The organism is Paraburkholderia sp. DHOC27 (assembly GCF_003429005.1).
Taxonomy (GTDB): domain Bacteria; phylum Pseudomonadota; class Gammaproteobacteria; order Burkholderiales; family Burkholderiaceae; genus Paraburkholderia.
The window spans coordinates 911,637-929,802 of sequence record NZ_QVQV01000001.1 but is presented as its reverse complement, the minus strand read 5'-3'; the positions used below and the strand labels follow the sequence as shown (position 1 = coordinate 929,802).

The 18,166-nt window shown below is 64.2% G+C and carries 10 protein-coding genes and 1 pseudogene; 2 read left to right on the top strand and 9 right to left on the bottom strand.

Translation table 11 applies throughout. From position 1 onward, the window contains the following. From panE to D0B32_RS03995, 9 genes are all read right to left on the bottom strand, one after another. Nucleotides 1–936: a 2-dehydropantoate 2-reductase gene (panE, locus tag D0B32_RS04035; protein ID WP_117332366.1), complete on the bottom strand. Its 936-nt coding sequence runs from the start codon at nt 934–936 to the stop codon at nt 1–3. A gap of 138 nt (nt 937–1,074) precedes the next feature. Beyond that, a complete protein-coding gene (locus tag D0B32_RS04030) occupies nt 1,075–2,505 on the bottom strand; it encodes an efflux transporter outer membrane subunit (protein WP_117332365.1) in 1,431 nt (476 codons plus the stop codon). A gap of 23 nt (nt 2,506–2,528) precedes the next feature. Further along, a complete protein-coding gene (locus tag D0B32_RS04025) occupies nt 2,529–4,133 on the bottom strand; it encodes a DHA2 family efflux MFS transporter permease subunit (protein ID WP_117332364.1) in 1,605 nt (534 codons plus the stop codon). 16 nt (nt 4,134–4,149) lie between these two features. Beyond that, nucleotides 4,150–5,250: an HlyD family secretion protein gene (locus tag D0B32_RS04020; RefSeq protein ID WP_181969704.1), complete on the bottom strand. Its 1,101-nt coding sequence runs from the start codon at nt 5,248–5,250 to the stop codon at nt 4,150–4,152. 148 nt (nt 5,251–5,398) lie between these two features. After that, complete coding sequence (locus D0B32_RS04015; protein ID WP_117332362.1) at nt 5,399–5,875, bottom strand: MarR family winged helix-turn-helix transcriptional regulator; 477 nt, start codon at nt 5,873–5,875, stop codon at nt 5,399–5,401. 139 nt (nt 5,876–6,014) lie between these two features. Next, nucleotides 6,015–6,443: a MarR family winged helix-turn-helix transcriptional regulator gene (locus D0B32_RS04010; protein ID WP_117332361.1), complete on the bottom strand. Its 429-nt coding sequence runs from the start codon at nt 6,441–6,443 to the stop codon at nt 6,015–6,017. Between the two features lie 63 nt (nt 6,444–6,506). Continuing rightward, nucleotides 6,507–7,397, bottom strand: coding sequence for a transglutaminase family protein (locus D0B32_RS04005; protein ID WP_117332360.1), 891 nt, complete (start codon nt 7,395–7,397; stop codon nt 6,507–6,509). After that, nucleotides 7,394–10,090, bottom strand: coding sequence for a circularly permuted type 2 ATP-grasp protein (locus D0B32_RS04000; RefSeq protein WP_117332359.1), 2,697 nt, complete (start codon nt 10,088–10,090; stop codon nt 7,394–7,396). Before D0B32_RS04000 ends, D0B32_RS04005 begins: the two co-directional genes overlap by 4 nt. Nucleotides 10,091–10,119: 29 nt before the next feature. Then, nucleotides 10,120–13,638: a DUF2126 domain-containing protein gene (locus D0B32_RS03995; RefSeq protein WP_117332358.1), complete on the bottom strand. Its 3,519-nt coding sequence runs from the start codon at nt 13,636–13,638 to the stop codon at nt 10,120–10,122. A gap of 277 nt (nt 13,639–13,915) precedes the next feature. Here D0B32_RS03995 and D0B32_RS03990 point away from each other — a divergent pair. Continuing rightward, nucleotides 13,916–14,977, top strand: a pseudogene (locus D0B32_RS03990) (putative zinc-binding metallopeptidase); the annotation flags it as partial. A gap of 774 nt (nt 14,978–15,751) precedes the next feature. Continuing rightward, on the top strand, nt 15,752–18,124 hold the full coding sequence (locus D0B32_RS03985) for a tetratricopeptide repeat protein (protein ID WP_117332357.1): 2,373 nt from the start codon (nt 15,752–15,754) through the stop codon (nt 18,122–18,124). Nucleotides 18,125–18,166 lie beyond the last annotated feature (42 nt).

Below are 18,166 nucleotides of genomic sequence, written 5' to 3'. Positions count from 1 at the left end.
CTACGCGCTACGTGCCTCGCGCAATTCGTAGGCTTTCAGATGGTTATACGCGAGGCGCAACAGCGACAGCCCGGCGTCGCGTTGCTGCGCGGGACCGCCACGCTGAAGCAGATCGCCCAGTACGTGATCGGCTTCCGTGCGCGCGTGGTTTTCCACGTCACGCAGCATCGAAGCCGTGAGCGGCGACGGCGTAAAGAGCATCTGGTTGGCGCGCGCGTCGAAATCCGGGCCCATCGTAAAGCCGTTGTGCTGCGCCACGGCGCGGCATTCGCCCAGCATGGCCTCGATCACGCGCCGGCCATCCGGCGCCCCGAGAATATCGCCCACGGAAGCGCGGAACAGACACGTGCTCGCCGCCAGCGTGGCGAGGAACACCCACTTTTCCCACATGCGCAGCAGCGTGGCATCGCTGGCGGAAACATGAAAACCCGGCACGGTCAGTTGTTCGGTGATGGCTTGCACGCGTTCCGACAGGCCACCTTCGAGTTCGCCTAACGTCAATGAAGCGGCATCGTTCAGATGCACGATTTCACGTTCACGGTTGAGCGTCGCGGCAATCACGCAAAGACCGCCCAGCACGCGCGCCGCGCCGAATTTCTCCGCGAGCACGTCGATATGGCCCATGCCGTTCAGCAACGGCAGGATCGTGGTATTGGGTCCAACGGCGGGCGCAAACGAAGCGATCGCATCGTCCAGGCTGTAGGCCTTGCAGCTCAGCAGGATCAGATCGAAGGGCTCCGTGATCGCCTCGGCCTGCACGGTCTTCACGTCACGCAAGGTCAGGTCGCCGCGCCCACTCTTGATCACGAGCCCGGCGCTTTGCAGTTCCGCGGCGCGTCCGGGCCGCACCAGAAAAGTCACATCACGTCCCGCAGCGGCGAGGCGACCGCCAAAGTAGCCCCCTACCGCACCTGCACCTACGACTAGAATTCGCATCGTTGTCTCTTCCGTTGATTCTGGTAATCCGGCCACGCCGTGGCGATGTTGCATGCCGGCGGTGTCGCCGGCTGCGCGCACATCGTTTCGTGTGAATGTAGCAAAAATTCCCGGAACGGATGCTGCAGCCGTGCAAGATCACCCAAGCTTCGCCGCCGCGCCCTCCGCCGGCGCATCCCAACCGCCGCCGAGCGAGCGGTACAGCGCCACCGCCGCCAGCGCATGCTCGCGCCGCGCCTGATTCAGCGATTCCGAATCGCGCAGATACGCTTCCTGCGCGGCTAGCACATCGAGGAAACTCGACGCGCCGTCCTTATACAGCTCAGTGGATAAACGCAGCGCGTGGTCCGATGCATCGAGCGCGCCGCCCAGCCGATCCACCTGCACCGCCTCGTTCACCAGATCGCTGCGGTTGTCCTCCACCTCCTTCAACGCCTGCAACATGGTCTGCTGCAAACTGAGCTGAGCTTCGCGCATCTTGCTCTCGTTTTCGTCGATATTCGCGGTGATCCGGCCCGCGTTGAAAATCGGACTCGTCGCGCTCAACGCGGCGCTGAAGAGGTTATCCGTCAACGTTGGCAGCCCCAGATATGACGAGGCCAGCAAGCCGTCCGCGAGATTGAGCTTGAACTGCGGATAACGCTGCGACTTCGACACGCCCACCAGCGCAGCACGTTCCTCGACACCCGCATACGCGGTACGCACATCGGGCCGCCGCAGCAGCGCATCGGACGGCAACACCTGTGGCACGCTTTGCGCGGGCACCGGAATGGCCCGCGTCTGCGTCAGCAGTTCGGTGCCGAAACTCTCCGGCGTACGACCCGAATACACCGCAATCAGGCTCATCTGATGCTGGATACTGGATTGCACGCGCGGAATCTGCGCCTGCAAATCCTGCAACTGATTCTGCGCGCGGGCCACATCCAGTTGCGTGGAGAGCCCATAGTGCAGCCGTTCCTGCGTCAGCTTCAGCGCGTGGCTTCTGATCTGCTCGTTGTCATTGAGGATCTGCAACTCCGACTGCGCCCAGCGCAAGTCGATATACGCGGCTGCCGTATTCGCGGCGAGCGCCAGCCGTAATGCGTCGAGCGCGCCTGCACGACCCGATTCCTGCGCCTGCGCTGCGAGCACCGCCAGCCGCTCGCCGCCAAATACATCCGGCGTCCAGCTCGCCGCCACGCCAACACCGGCCTGCCGCACGTAACCGAGCGGCGGCGGCGCATTCAGGCGCTCGTCCGAAGCCGTTGCGTTGGCGTCCAGTTCGGGCAGCAGATTCGCGTGCTGCTGAATGACGATCTGCTGCGCCTGCTTGACGCGCTCCACGGCCGCCTGCACATCGAGGTTGCCGTTCAGCACGGAGGCCACCAGTTCATGCATGACCGGGTCGCCGAACTGCGCCCACCATGCGGTGGCATCCGCGGAGTCCTGCGGCGCTGTCACACTCCATGCATCCGGGGCCACCGCCTGCACAGCGTGCGGAAGATCGGCGTGCGTTTCAGGCTGCACCGCGCAGGCCGCGAGGCTCATCAACGCAGCGCTCGCCAGGGCTTTCATCACAATCGGTTTCATTTTGGGTGTTCTCGATGAGCGTCTCAATGAGCGTCGGGCGGCGGCGCGGTATTGCCAAACGGGCGCGAGAACGCCACGCTGACGAGGCCCACCACGAAGCACAGCGCGACCGCCAGAAAGGCGTCGGAAAAGGTCAGCACGAGGGCCTCGCGCATCAACAGCGTGTGCAGCGTATCGAGCCCGGCACTGGCTGCATTGAGCGCGTCGCCGCCTGCTTCGGCGAGGCGCGCGCTCTGTTGCTGAAGCAGCGCCTCGATCACGGGGCGCCCCGTCGTGACGTGCTCGTCAAGGCGTTCGTAATGCAGATTCAGCCGGTCATTGAGCATGGTGCTGCTGACGGCAATGCCAATCGCGCCGCCCAGGTTGCGCATCAGGTTGAACAGTCCGCTCGCCGAACGCAGCCGCGATGGCGGTAACGAACCGAGCGCCATCGTCACGATGGGCGGCACGCAGAATTGCTGGCCGATGCCACGCAAGGCTTGCGGCAACAGCAATTCCTGCCAGCCCCATTGATTGGTGAGCGGCACATACAGATAACAACCGAGCCCAAAACACACGAGCCCGAACACCATCAGCCAGCGCATGTCGAGAAAGCGCGCGAGGGTCGAATACGCTGCGAGCGCCAGCAACTGAAAACAGCCCACTGACAGCAACGCGAGACCGATTTGCAGCGAATCGAAGCCGCGCACGCGGGCGAGAAATACCGGCGTCAGATACACCGCGCAGAAGAGGCCAATGCCGGTGATAAACGACAGCAGACTGCCGATGCCGAAATTGCGAACCGCCAGCGCGCGCAGATCGACAATCGGTTCCTTGGCCGTAAAAGCATGCACGAGAAAGAGGAAACCGCAGATCGCTGAAATCCAGGTGCATAGCACGATGACGTCGTCACCAAACCAGTTCTTGCGCGGGCCTTCTTCGAGCACGTATTCGAGGCACCCGAGGAAACCCGACATCAAGAGGATTCCCAGGTAATCGCCTTTCTTGAGCAGTGAGAGATCCACTTCGTCGATATGCACGAACTTCGGCACCATCAGCGTGACGAACACGCCGGGCACGAGGTTGAGGTAGAACAGCCAGTGCCACGACCATTGCGAAGTGATCCAGCCACCGATCACGGGACCGATGGTGGGCGCGAGCGACGCGAGCGCGCCAATCGTGGTCGATGCAATCAGGCGCTGCTTGCCGGGAAACAACACGAACGCGGTCGTGAATACCGTGGGTATCATCGCGGCGCCGAGCGCCCCCTGCAAGCCGCGAAACAGGATCATCGAATTGATGTCCCAGGCGAGGCCGCACAGCATGCTGGTAATCGTGAAGCCCAGCGCGGAGAAAGCGAACAGCCAGCGCGTCGAGAAAACGCGCGTGAGCCAGCCGGACATGGGAATCACCAGAATCTCGGCGATCAGATACGAGGTCTGGACCCACGAGAGTTCGTCCTGGCTCGCCGACAAGCCGCCGCCAATATCGCGCAGCGAAGACGCGACGATCTGGATATCCAGCGTGGCCATGAAAAAGCCGAGGCACATCAGCGCAAACGCAAACGCGCGGGTGCGGATGGGCTGATCGGCCGGGTTCGACGGGGGGTTCGACGGAGGGTGCGCCGTGGCGCTTTTAGCGGAGTTCATGCGTGATCCGCGTGACTCAGGAATGCGCCGGCGTGTTGCCGGAGTCGAGATGGACTTTCACCGTCGCCGAGAGGCCCGGCCGCAGCACGCCTTCCATATCTTTCGGCACGTCGAGTCGAATGCGCACCGGCACGCGCTGCACGATCTTCGTGAAGTTGCCGGTGGCGTTTTCCGCCGGCAATACGCTGAAGGTGGCGCCGGTGGCGGGCGCGAGGCTATCCACGACGCCATGCAGCGAGCGGCTCGACGCATCGAGGGACACGTCCACCGAATCGCCCACCTGCATATGCTTTAGCTGATCTTCCTTGAAGTTCGCATCTACCCACAAGCCGGACGAAGGCACCACGGTGAGCAACGACGTCCCGACATTGGCGAGCAGTCCCACGCGCGCGGTGCGGTTGCCGATATAACCATCTACCGGCGAGCGGATCGTGGTGTACTCCACATTCAGTTCCGCCACGCGCTGGGCCGCCTGCGCGGTTGCCACGCGAGCCTGCGCCGCGCCGATCTGCGCATCCAGCACGGAAATCTCGCGTTGCGCGGCGAGCAAGGCGGCGCCACTTTGATCCACGGCGGCACGCGCCTTCTGCATATCCGCATCGGCGCGTTCCACGGCCTGGTTCGACACGGCTTCGTCTTTCACCAGTTCGCGGTAACGCGTCTGATCCGCGGCGCTGCGTGTCAGTTCGGCGCTCGACGATTTCACTTCGGCCGCGTGCTCGCTGATGGTGGCCAGCTGCAGCGATTTTCTGGCCTGCAACTCCGTGACGGCCGCCTCGGCACTGCGCGTGTCGGCACTCGCCTGGGCAAGGCGCGCGTCGTAATCGCGCGTGTCGAGCCGGATCAGCACCTGCCCCACCTTCACGCGCTGGTTGTCGCGCACCAGCACGTCGGTGACGAAGCCGTTCACTTTCGGCGCCATCACCGTGACATCGCCACCCACGTAGGCGTCGTCCGTGCTTTCGAGGAAGCGTCCGGCGAAGAACCAGTACGACAACGCCGCGGCCAGCACCACCAGTACGACGATCACCGCGAGGAGCATCCACGGAATGCGGCGGGCAGGTTTGGCGAGGCCGGCGGCGCTGGGTGGTGCGAGAGACGATGGAGATGTGGACATGATTTTGTGTGCGTATGCACAAAATGGCGTTGAAAAAAGGCGTGTTCGACACGCCTGCTCTAAGCAAAAATTTTTATGGTTCGGTGGCTAAGTTCGCAGCCAGCTTCGCGACTTGTTTTGTGGCTTGATTCGCGACTTATTTCCCACCTTATTCCGCAGGCTCATTCATCGGCTCTCCTGCCGGGGCCCTCACGATGTCCAGCAACTCGCGCCGCAGCAATGCCGACCGGTCCGCGCCGAAACGCTGCTCGAACTCTTCCTGCGCCGCATGCCAATGCCTCCCGGCGGCAGCGAGTCTCGCCTCGCCATCCGGCGTCAGGCTCAATATCCGCTCCCGCCCCTGCGCCGGCAGGCTGCGGCTGCTGACAAGACCATCGCGCTGCAACGGCTGCACCGTGCGCACCAACGTGGTCCGCTTGAGCAGGGTTGCCTTGACCAGTTGCTTCATGGTCATCTGCGGGTTGTTCCTGATGCGCCGCAAGATGGAGTACTGCGTGATGGTCAAACCCACCTCCGCGAGATGACGGTCATAAAGCTGCGAAACGTAGCGCGCCGCCTGACGAATCGCGAAGCAATCGTCATCGGGAAACACATCTGGGGTGTCGGGAAATTCGCTTAAGTGCATACACACTCTTCTCGCCAAAAAAACAGCCGCGATTGTGCTGCTGCATGTGCTGCTTCATGTACTTCGATCGGTGTTCGATTACGTCTCGATGCGAGCGCCCTGCCTGATGCAACCGCCGCTCACCAACTTGCCTGGATTTTTATTCAGCAGTCAGACCAAACAATTCCTTGCGCAGCGCCTTGGCGCGCGCATGACCAAACTTGCCTTCGAACTCCGCCTGCGCATTGCGCCACGCCACGGCAGCTTGCGTGAAAACGCGCTTGCCGCTTTCCGACAGACTGAACAGATAGGTACGGCCGTCATGCTCCGATGCTTCGCTCTCGACCAGCCCATCACGCTGCAGCGGTTTGAGTGCGCGTACGAGCGTGGTGCGTTCCATCACCATAGCGTCCGCCATTTCGACCATCGTGGCCGGCGTCTTGGCGCGGGCGAGCTTTGCCATGATCGTGAATTGCGCCGCAGTGAGCCCGATTTCGCCCAGATGGCGCTCGTAGATCTGCGTGACGTAACGCGCCGCCTGACGCAGCGCGAAACAGTTGCATTCGTCGTAAGAAGTGGGACCGTTCATGTTTCACAGTCTATATGTGCGTACGCACAGAGTCAAGAAGCGGCTGACGGTGCATGCACTTCATTACAAGGCGAGAACCGTTACCCCCACTTCAACCCGATGCGCGCCGCCGCCCAGAATCATGCCGCGCAGCAGGGAAACGTCGCTGTAATCGCGGCCAATGGCGAGCGTCACGTGGTCCATATCGGCGAGCACGTCATTGGTGGGGTCAAGATCGATCCAGCCGTTTTCCGGGCAAAACACCGAAACCCACGCGTGCGACGCGTCCGCACCGATCAGTCTCGGCTGGCCCGGCGGCGGATCGTTGCGCAGATAGCCGCTGACATAGCGTGCCGGCAAGCCGAGTGAACGCAGGCAACCGATCATCACCTGCGCGAAGTCCTGACAGACACCGCTCTTCAACTCGAAGGCGCGCTCGGCGGGCGTATCGAACATCGTCGCCGATGGCTTGTAGTCGAAGTCGCGGTAAATGCGATGCATCAGATCAATCGCGCCAGCGGCAATCGGCGTGCCGGGCGCAAAACTCGGCAGCGCGTAAGCACGTAACGCGGGCCGCAATGTGACGTTGGGTGAAGCAAAGCAAAACTCGGCCTCCGCACGGAATTCGCCGCCCACACGAAAACGCAGCGCTTCGGCCACCGTTTCCCACGCAGGTGTGGTTTCCGGATCGAGTTCGGTCCAGCGCGGCGTCAATTGCACGGTCGTTTCGCTGACCAGTTGCAGGCGTTCGTGCGGCGCGTCGAGCGTGAAATACAGCACGTCGTTGCCAAACGCGTCGGTGCGGCTATGCATGTACGAAGGCGTCGGCTCGACCGTCTCCTCGTGCGAGATCACGCGCTGCCACGGGCATGCAAGCGGCCGGATGGTCGCCAGATGCTGGGCGGTTTCAACGTACGTCGAATAGCGGTAGGTGGTGCGATGCGAAACGGAGAGCACCGTATGCGCGCTTTTCATGACGACACCCGCGAAGCAACCGTGTTGGCATGACTGAAGTAACGCGCGCTGACCTCGTTGCCGGCCGCGCCAACGAAAGCGCCCAGTTCATCGCACACTTCGATGAGTGTGGTGTATGCGCCGTCTTCGCTGGTTTCGCACAGACGTTCGAGCGGCGGCAGCGTATCCGGCGGCGGCATCAGATCAATGAACGAACGGTGCCGTGGACCACCCGCCGCAATGGAAATCTCGTCGAGCTTGCCGCACAGGCGCTCGTACACGCCGTAAAGTCCTCGCGGATTGGTCGGCTCGACCACCAGCAGATCGAGCAGCGCGGGCACTTCGATACGTCCCGGATACAGCGAGCGATACGTCAGCGTACTGTCGAACAATTGCAGCAGCAGGTCGAACCCGGCAGGCGTCGCGAGTTGCCCTTTGTCGGCCACCACACGCAGAAACGCGGTCATGGCCGCCACCCGCTCGATGTGGCGCCCCGCGAACAGCAGCCGCCACGCTTCGTCGCGCGTCATGCGGTCGCCCTGCGCGCCGCTAATCGCAGACAACTGCGTGGCCAGATGTTCGAGCGCGTCCATCAGCGTGACGCGATCGTAACGGTCGTAGCGCGTGCTGGCTTGTGTTGCGTTAGTGGTGGAGTTGCCCGCTGCATTGGCGGAAGCGCCCGTACCGTGCGCGCCATTCATGCCGCCTTCGCCATTTACGCCGCTCGCCTCGGATGCAGAGCCCACCGCCGGCATCAAGCGTTGCAGTGCATCGCGGAAGTCGTTGCGCGCGGCGAGAATCGTGCGCCAATGATCGTTCGACAGGCGCCCGCGAATCTCGCCGCTGGCGCGCGCCTGCGCCGCGAGCACCTGGCCGATGCTGGCCGCGCCCGTGGATTCGTGCAGATTCGCCACCAGCGCCCGTTCGAACGAACGCTGCGAATCGCCGCGGCGCACGTCGCCGGCCTGGATGAGCCCGCAGTACAGCGCCAGTTCGACCAGCGTTTCGAACATCGCGTCTGCGTCGTTACTCTCCAGTGATCCGAGAATGAAGCGCAACAGCCGCACGTTGTTTTCCGCGCGTTCGCTATAACGTCCGGCCCAGAAGAGATTTTCCGCCGCGCGGCTCGACACCGTACGATGTTTGCGCGCCAGATCGCCGGGTTGCATCGGCGAAGGCAGCAGCGTGAAAGTGGAGATGGGCTGGCTCGACAGCACCCAGGTGTCCACACTGCTGCCGCCGAACTGCATCGACACCGTGGCCTGCCGTTCCGCCGCCAGCCGCGTGAAGCCGCCCGGCATCACATGCCAGCCGCCGTTGAAATCCGCGATTGCGTAAACGCGCAGCACCGAGGGACGGCGCCCCAGCGTGCCGTGTTCGTAACGCGGTGCGCAGGCATACGGCAACGGCATCTGGATCGTGAAGTTGTCCGGGAACGCCTCGATCCGCTCGCGCCATGCATCGAGCGGCTGGATGCCTTGTTCGAGACCGGGCGCGCCGTCGCGCTCAGGTGTCGGCCAGGTGGGCACGAGCAACGCTTCGTCCAGACGTCGAAACGCATGTTCGCGCGCTGCATCTTCGCCGCACCACCATGTGGGCACGCTCGGCAACACCAGATCTTCGTCGAGCAGCGCCTCGGCGATGCCCGGTAAAAAGCCATGCAGTGCGGGCGATTCGACAAACCCCGAGCCCGGCACGTTGGAGACGATCACGTTGCCTGCCCGCATCACCTGCAACAAACCCGGCACACCGATGCTCGAATCCGCGCGCAGTTCGACGGGATCGCAGAACGCGTCATCGAGGCGCCGCAGCACCACATGCACGCGCTCCAGACCGGCCAGCGTCTTCAGATACAGCATGTCGTCGCGCACCGTGAGGTCTTTGCCCTCGACCAGCGTCACGCCCAGGTAGCGCGCCAGAAACACATGCTCGAAGTAGGTTTCGCTGAAGGGCCCAGGCGTGAGCAGCGCGATATGCGGCGAACGGTCGGCCTCGTCCTCGCGCATCGCGGCGCGCGCCGATTGCACGAGTGTGGCGATGAGTTGCGAATAGGTGGGCGCGAGGCGGCTCACGTGGAGCGCGCGAAACGGCTCGGCAAACTGGCTCGACACGATCAGCCGGTTTTCCAGCGCGTAGCCGAGTCCGGACGGCGCTTCCGTGCGATGCGACATCACGGTCCAGCCGCCGTTCGGTGCACGCGCCAGATCCACCGCGACGACCTGCAGATATTGGCCGCCCGGCGGCACGAAGCCCTTCACCGGCCTCAGATAGCCAGGATGCCCGAACACCAGCGCGGGCGGCAATTGCCCGCGTTGCAGGAGAGTTTGCGGCCCGTAGACATCCGCGACCACCGCGTTGAGCAACTGCGCGCGCTGGATCACGCCACGCTCGATCTCGGCCCACTCGGACTCGTCGATCAGAAGCGGCAGCAGATCGAGCGCCCACGGCCGTGGCTCGCCGTTATCCGCGTAGACGTTGTAGCTGATGTCGTTATCGCGGATCTGCTGCGCGATTGAAGCCGCGTTCTGTTCGAGACGCGCAATGCCGTCGTCGCCTAGCCGCTCGAAAAACTGCCGCCACGGCTCGCGCAACGACCCGGACGCGTCGAGCAACTCGTCCCAGTGCCCCTCGCGGACCGGCAGCACCCGCAGGAGCGACAGCGCATCCGCATGGGTCGCGGTCGCCTCGAAGGGAAAAGTCGATTGAAAGGCCAAGGTCGTGTCGGGTTAATTGTTCTTCGGGCTCACCAGTAGCGTAGATCCAACGTGAACGGGAATTCCAGGCTGCGTTGCGGCGCATCTACCGCGAGCGGTCCGGGTGTATGACCAATCGTGAAGAAGCGCGCGCGCCGCCGGCTCTCGGCCTCGTACGCGTTGACCGGGAAGGTCTGGTAATTGCGCCCGCCCGGATGAGCCACATGATACTGGCATCCGCCTATGGAACGCCCGGTCCATGTATCCACGATGTCGAAAGTGAGCGGCGCATCGACACCAATGGTGGGATGCAGCGCCGACGGCTGCGACCATGCACGGAAGCGCACGCCTGCGACATGCTCGCTGACGCGGCCGGTGGGCTGCAACGGCAAGGCCATGCCGTTCACCGTCACCACGTGCCGATTGTCGTTGAGCCCCAGCACCCGCACTTCGAGCCGCTCCACCGACGAATCCACGTAACGCACCGTGCCACCCGGCGCGCCCTCCTCGCCCATCACGTGCCAGGGTTCGAGCGCGCTGCGGATAGTCAACGTGACGCCGTTGGTGGCCATTTCGCCCACCAGCGGGAAGCGGAATTCGAAATGCGGCGCGAACCAGGCGCGGTCGAACGCATAACCGGCCTCGGACAGTTCGGTGAGTACGTCGTCGAAATCCATCTGCACGAAGGTGCCGAGCATGAAACGGTCGTGCAGTTCGGTGTCCCAGCGCGTGAGGCGGGTGGTGTACGGCGTCTTCCAGAAACGCGCCACCAGTGCGCGCAACAGCAGTTGCTGGGCGAGACTCATGCGCGCGTGCGGCGGCATTTCGAAGCCGCGCAACTCGAGCAGGCCGAGTCGTCCGGTGGGACCGTCGGGCGAATACAGCTTGTCGATACAGAACTCGGCGCGGTGCGTATTGCCGGTGACGTCGATAAGGATGTTGCGCAGCGACCGGTCGATCATCCATGCCGGCAACTGGCCGCCCTCGCGTCCGCCCAGCAGATCGATCTGCCGTTGCAGTTCGCGGAACGCCACTTCTAGTTCGTAGACCTGATCGTTGCGCGCCTCGTCGACGCGCGGTGCCTGGCTGGTCGGTCCGATGAACAGCCCCGAGAACAGATACGACAGCGACGGATGGTTGAGCCAGTACGCGACGAGGCTCGCCAGCAGATCGGGGCGGCGCAAAAACGGACTGTCGGCCGGCGTGGCACCGCCGAGCACGAAGTGGTTGCCGCCGCCGGTGCCGGTGTGGCGCCCGTCGGTCATGAACTTTTCGGTGCTCAGATAGGTTTCGTGCGCCGACTGGTACAGATACTCCGTGTGGTCGACCAGTTGCTCCCAGCTCGACGCCGGATGAATGTTCACTTCGATCACGCCCGGATCGGGCGTCACCTGCAGCATCTTCAGACGCTGATCGCGCGGCGGCGGATAGCCTTCGATCACGACCTTCATGTCCAGCTCGGTCGCGGTTGCCTCGATGGCGGCGAGCAGGTCCAGATAGTCGTCGAGTTCGGTGAGCGGCGGCATGAAGACGTGCAGCATCTTGCGATCGCTGCCAAAGGCGGCCGTTTCCACCTTCGGACCGGCGGCGCGCGCCGGGTCGCGTGCTTCGACGCACAGCGCCGTGCGCGTGATCCAGCTGGCCGATTCGCCGCGACCGGGGACGCGGGTGATGGATGAGGCCGCGTCGCCTGTGGTGCCTGGGGCGGTGCCGGTTCCGCCGGGGCCTGCGTAAGCCGCGGCGCTGCCTGCGCCACCTGCGTGACCCACGCCAACTGTACCGCCGGTTGCGACACCACCCGCACCACCGGCGCCATCCCCACCACCCCCAATCCCACGCCCCTCATATTGCATGCGTAACTGCGCCGCGCTACGCAGCGGCACGGGCGGCGCAAACGGATCGTGCGCGTGCTGGTACGGATACTCCGTCTCCGATACCCACGGCAGCGCATCGAGCGGCAACCGGTAGCCCATTGGCGAGTCGCCGGGAATCAGATACATGCGCTCGCCACGGAAATACCACGGGCCCGTGACCCAGCGCGGCCCCTGCATCGGCAGATCGCGTTCGCGTGACAGTGGCAGCACATAGCCCGTCACCGCCGCGAGGCCCGCGTCATACACGCGCCGCAAGCGCACGCGCTCCATCTCGTCGTCAAGCCGCGACTCGAACGGATCGACGTTGACCGGCAGACGCCGCTCGCGCCAGAGGTAATACCAGGTGTCCTCGTAGCCCGCCTGGATGAACTTCGTATCGAGCGCGAGCTTTTCGGTCAGATGCGTGAGGAAGCGCTTCGCGTCGTCCGCCGTGTAGGTGCCGGGGTCGCGCTCATCGCCGAAGCGAGACGGGTCGTGCCAGCACGCCTCGCCGTCCGCGCGCCAGAACAGGGAGAGCGCCCAGCGTGGCAACTGCTCGCCCGGATACCACTTGCCCTGGCCGATATGCAGGAAGCCATTCGCGCCGTAGCGTGCGCGCAGTTTGTCCATCAGCGCCACCGCATAGCTGCGCTTGGTCGGCCCCAGCGCGTCGGTGCTCCACTCGGCGGCGTCGCGGTCACGCACGGCGACGAAGGTCGGCTCGCCGCCCATCGTCAGGCGCACGTCCATGTCGTTCAGGTGCGCGTCGACTTCCGCGCCCATCTTCAGCACGTCGCCCCAGACTGCCTCGGTGTACGGCTTGGTGACGCGTGGCGTTTCGAGCACGCGTTCGATGGTCATCAGGTGCTCGAACTCGACCTCGGATTCGTCGACCGCGCCCGAGATCGGCGCGGCGCTACCCGGTTCAGGCGTGCAGGCCACCGGGATATGCCCCTCGCCCGCCAGCAGGCCCGAGGTCGGGTCGAGGCCGATCCAGCCCGCGCCCGGCAGGTACACCTCGCACCAGGCGTGCAGATCGGTGAAGTCGACTTCGGTGCCGCTCGGACCGTCGAGCGAACGCGTATCCGGCGCCAGTTGCAGCAGGTAGCCCGACACGAAGCGCGCCGCCAGCCCCAGTTGCCGCAGCGTTTCCACCAGCAGCCAGCCGGAATCGCGGCAGGAACCCGACGCGTTGGTCAGCGTTTCTTCCGGCGTCTGCACGCCAGGCTCCATCCGGATCAGATAGCGGATGTCCTTCTGCAGACGCTGGTTGAGGGCGACGAGGAAATCCGCGGTGGCCTTCGGCGTACGGTCGATGCTCGCCACGAACTCGGCAAAACGCGGCGTCATCTCGCGTTTGACGAGGTACGGCGCGAGTTCGAGCGCGAGGCCGGGCGCATACTCGAAGGGGAATTTTTCGGCGGACGGTTCGAGGAAAAAGTCGAACGGGTTGTAGACGGCCATCTCGGCCACCAGATCCACCGTGATCTTGAACTCGCGGGTCTTCTCGGGAAACACCAGCCGCGCCTGATAGTTGGCGAAGGCGTCCTGCTGCCAGTTGATGAAGTGCTCGGCCGGCTCGACCCGCATGGAGTACGAGAGGATCGGGGTACGGCAATGTGGCGCGGGACGAAGCCGCACGACCTGGGGCGAGAGCCCGACGAGACGGTCGTAACGGTAATGGGTGACATGGTTCAACGCGACACGTATCGACACACCGAACTCCTGGGCGAAGGGTGGCAGCCCGCCAAAAAAGCAAGCTTCATGCCGTTAGAAGAAAAACTTGCCGGATCACTGCTTGTGACTTCTTGTGACTCGCTTTATCGGCGTGCGCACCAAAGCGGCGCATCACGCGTGCCCCATCATGCACGTACTGTGCGTTAAAGCAGTGACGTCTGGCAATCGCGGCATGAAGTTTGCGGCCCTGCGTGGGCACTTCGTTCTCTACTGTTATCTCCTACTCTCCGCTTTCCTTCTCGCAGGTTTCAAAGACATGAAAACGTTCCACTGCAACCATTGCGCGCATCTCGTGTTCTTCGAAAACGTCCAGTGCGAGCGCTGCCAGTCCTTGCTGGGCTACGTGCCTGAGCTAGTCGAGATCAGCGCCTTCGAGGATGCCGGCGACGGCAAATGGCGCAGTCTCCACCCGGAGGCCAATGGCGCGCTCTACCGGCAATGCCACAATTACGCGGTCGAAAACGTCTGCAACTGGATGATTCCCGACGACCAGCCGGACACGCTGTGCCGCTCCTGTCAGTTGACGCGCGTGATCCCCAATCTCACCGCGCCGGATAACCGGCTCTACTGGTACCGGCTGGAAATCGCCAAGCGGCGCTTGCTGTACACGCTGGCGGAGTTGGGTGTGCAGGTGCAGTCGCGCCAGCAAAATCCTCAGGACGGCCTCGAATTCGAGTTTCTCGAAGATGGCGGTAACGGCCAGCACGTCATGACTGGCCACGACAACGGCTTGATCACGCTGAACATCGCGGAAGCCGACGACGCCTACCGCGAACGCACCCGCACCGCGATGGGCGAGCCCTACCGGACCTTGCTGGGGCATTTCCGCCATGAAACCGGGCATTACTACTTCGACCGGCTGGTTGCGGGGACATCGTGGCTAGAGGCATTTCGTGCGCTGTTCGGCGACGAGACCGTCGACTACGGCGCGGCGCTCGACGCCTACTATCGCAACGGCGCGCCCGCCGACTGGCAGCAGTCGTACATCAGCGCCTACGCGACCATGCATCCGTGGGAAGACTGGGCCGAGACGTGGGCGCATTACCTTTTGATCGTGGATGTGCTGGACACCGCCACGTCTTACGGCGTGGCCTTGCTGCCTTCCGATCCGAGCGAGCCGACGCTCAACGACCAGACACCGGTGGAGGACGCCAGCTTCGATAACCTGATGAAGCGCTGGTTTCCGCTGACTTACGCGCTCAACAGCCTGAACCGCAGTCTTGGCATGCCCGACGGTTATCCGTTCACGCTCGCGGCGCCCGTGGTCGAGAAGCTGCGGCTGGTGCACCGGATCATTGCGGCTTCGGGTGACAAGGCTTACGAGCCGAAGCCCACGCCAGAAGTGGTCGCACAAGCGGTGGCGGACGGCGTGGCGCCCGATGGCGAACCAGCGGTGGCCGTGCCCGCCGATGCCGCGCCAACTGGCGTGGTCGCAGCGGATGGCACGCCGGTGGGCAACGCGCCTTCAGGGGAGCCGCCGCTCGAATCGTCCGCACCGGGGACGGCGATGCCGGTTGAAACACCGCCCGCTGGCACGACGCCCGATCAGGTGCAGGTGCAGCCGGAAAACGTGCCATCTGGCTCAGCGCCGGTTGATTCCGCGCCCGCTGTGCAGCCGCCCGCCGGTGCGCCTCAAGACGCGGCGACCAGCACGGCGACGCTCGCGCCTTCCGGCGCGCAAACGCACGTCGTCCAGCCCGGCGAATCATCGTCTGCTGCGGGGGAGCCGGCGGCTTCACAGCCTGCCGCACAACCGCCCATGCAACAGCCCGTGCCCTGACGCGCGGCATTACACCGCCGTAATTTCCAGTGAAAGCCGGTGAGTTTGGGTAATTCCCAGTAAAGCCTGGTAGGGAATCTGCCGTTATCACGCTCAGTCGAGCGGACTTCTGCAGGCTCGGGCCGCGCGCGCAGCGTGAGCCCGCGCTGCGCGCCGGCTTGCCCCGATCTGTCACGTCGCAACCTGCGCCCCGCCTCCCTTGAGCCGTTCCCGCGCCGCGTCAAGCCGACCATGTGACGCCATCGAAGCAAGCCGCCGCACCACGCACCGTCTGCCCGGAATTCGACTCTCAGGAACAAAGGCACAACCTCGATGCGGACCGATTCGAGTCTGGCGTTGGCAAAAGAACGGCATCTCGCAGGCGACCTCGCGGGCGCACGCACGCTCTATGAAGTCGTCCTCGCCGACGAGCCCGCGAATGCCGATGTGATGTTTCGCCTCGGCGTCCTCGGTCTGCAATGCGCCGCTTATGACGACGCGCTCACCTGGCTCGACCGCGCCATCGCGCTCGCCCCGCAGACGAGCCGCTACGCGTTTGCGCGCGGCCAGGTGCTGGCGGCGATGCAACGCTTCGACGACGCCATCGCGGCGTATCGCACGCTGCTGGCCTTCGACTCCACCTCTGCTGACCTTTGGTTCGCACTCGGCAGCGCCTTGCAGGCGAGCGGCGATCTGCGTGCCGCAGCGGCGGCCTACACATCGGCGGCGGCGCTTGACCCCACGCAGATCGACGCGTTGAACAACCTCGGCAACTGTCACCGGCAACTGGGCGAAGCCACGCTCGCCCAGGACGCTTACCGGCGCGTGCTGGACACGGACCCGCAGCACGCCAGCGCGCTCACCAATCTCGGCACCCTGTTGCTGGCCAGCGGCGCGAGAAACGCCGCCATCGACTTGCTGACCCAGGCCGTGACGGTAGCGCCGGATATGCCGAGCTGTCTGCTTAATTTAGGGGTTGCGCTGTATGAAGCGCGCCGCTTCGACGAAGCGGCAACCTGGCTCGCACGCACCCTCGAACGCGAGCCGCACTTCCCCGAAGCCGCTTACAACTTCGGCAATGCGCTGGCCGCGCTCGGTCGGCGCAGCGAAGCGCATAGGCAGTATCGCGCCGCCATTGCGCTCGACCCGCAACACGCCGACGCCTATAACAACCTCGGCAACGTCTGCAAGGAACTGGGCGAATACCAGGCGGCCGCGCAGGCATTCGACGCCGCGATCCAGGCGCGCCCCGCTTTCATCGCCGCCCACAACAACGCGGGCAATCTGATGCGCGCATTGCGCAAAACCGCTGACGCCGAGGCGCACTTCCGGGCCGCGCTCGCCATCGACGCGCAGCATTCAGCCTCGCACAACAACCTCGGCAACCTCCTCAAGGATTGCGGCGCGCTCGACGAGGGCATGCTTCATTATCGTCAGGCGATTCAAGCCGATCCGCGCAACGTGGTCGCGCACAGCAACCTGGCTTATGCGCTGACGTTCCAGGCTGAGCGTGGCGACGCCGTGCTCGCCGAATGCCGCAACTGGTCGGCACAGCACGAAGCGCCGCTACGCGCTGCGCGTCTGCCGCATACGAATGATCGAACTTCGAACCGGCGCTTGCGCATTGGCTATGTGGGAGCGGATTTTCGCGAGCATTGCCAGTCGCTCTTTACCGTGCCGCTGTTTTCGCATCACGATCACGCGCACTTCGAAATTTACTGCTATGCGAGCGTGGAGCGCCCTGATGCACTGACGCAGCGGCTGGCCGGATACGCCGATGTATGGCGTGACGTGCGTGCCCTGGACGACGAACGGCTCGCGCAGCAGATTCGCGCGGACGGTATCGACATTCTGGTCGATCTGGCCATGCATATGGCCGATGGCCGCCCCCTGCTGTTTGCCCGCAAGCCGGCGCCGGTACAGGTGGCGTGGCTCGCGTATCCGGGCACGACCGGCATCGAGGCGATAGATTACCGGCTGACCGATGCGCAACTCGATCCCGTTGCCCCTGAACCCGACGCCCGCGACGCTCACTACACCGAACGCTCCGTGCGCCTCGCGGATTCGTTCTGGTGCTACGACCCGTTGACCGACGTGCCCACCGTCAACGCATTGCCTGTACTCACCACAGAGCAAATAACGTTCGGATGCCTTAACAATCCGTGCAAGCTGACCGACCGCACGCTTGCCATGTGGAGCGCGGTGCTGCGCGAAGTCACGGGTTCCCGTCTGCTGCTGATGGCGCCGGCCGGCACCGCGCACCGTCATCTTGCCCAACGCATGGAACGGCAAGGCATCGATCCGCAGCGCGTCGGCTTCGTGCCGTTTCAGCCGCGCGCCGATTATCTGCGCACCTATCATCAGATCGACCTCGGCCTCGACACGTTTCCGTACAACGGTCACACCACGAGTCTCGACTCGTTCTGGATGGGCGTGCCCGTGGTGACACGCGTCGGCGAGACCGCGGTGGGACGCGGCGGCCTGAGTCAGCTCGTGAATCTGGGCATGCGCGAGCTGGCGGCGGATTCGGACGCAGCGTTTGTGCGGATCGCCGTCGAACTGGCAATGGACCGCTCGCGTCTCGCGCAGTTGCGCAGTGTCTTGCGGCAGCGCATGGAACAATCGCCGCTGATGGATGGGGCGCGCTTTGCGCAAAGCATGGAGGCGGCGTATCGGGACATGTGGCAGACGTGGTGTACTGGCTGAGCGCACGGCGCAGCGCGGGGCTTGCTGAAGCGCAGCAGCCTG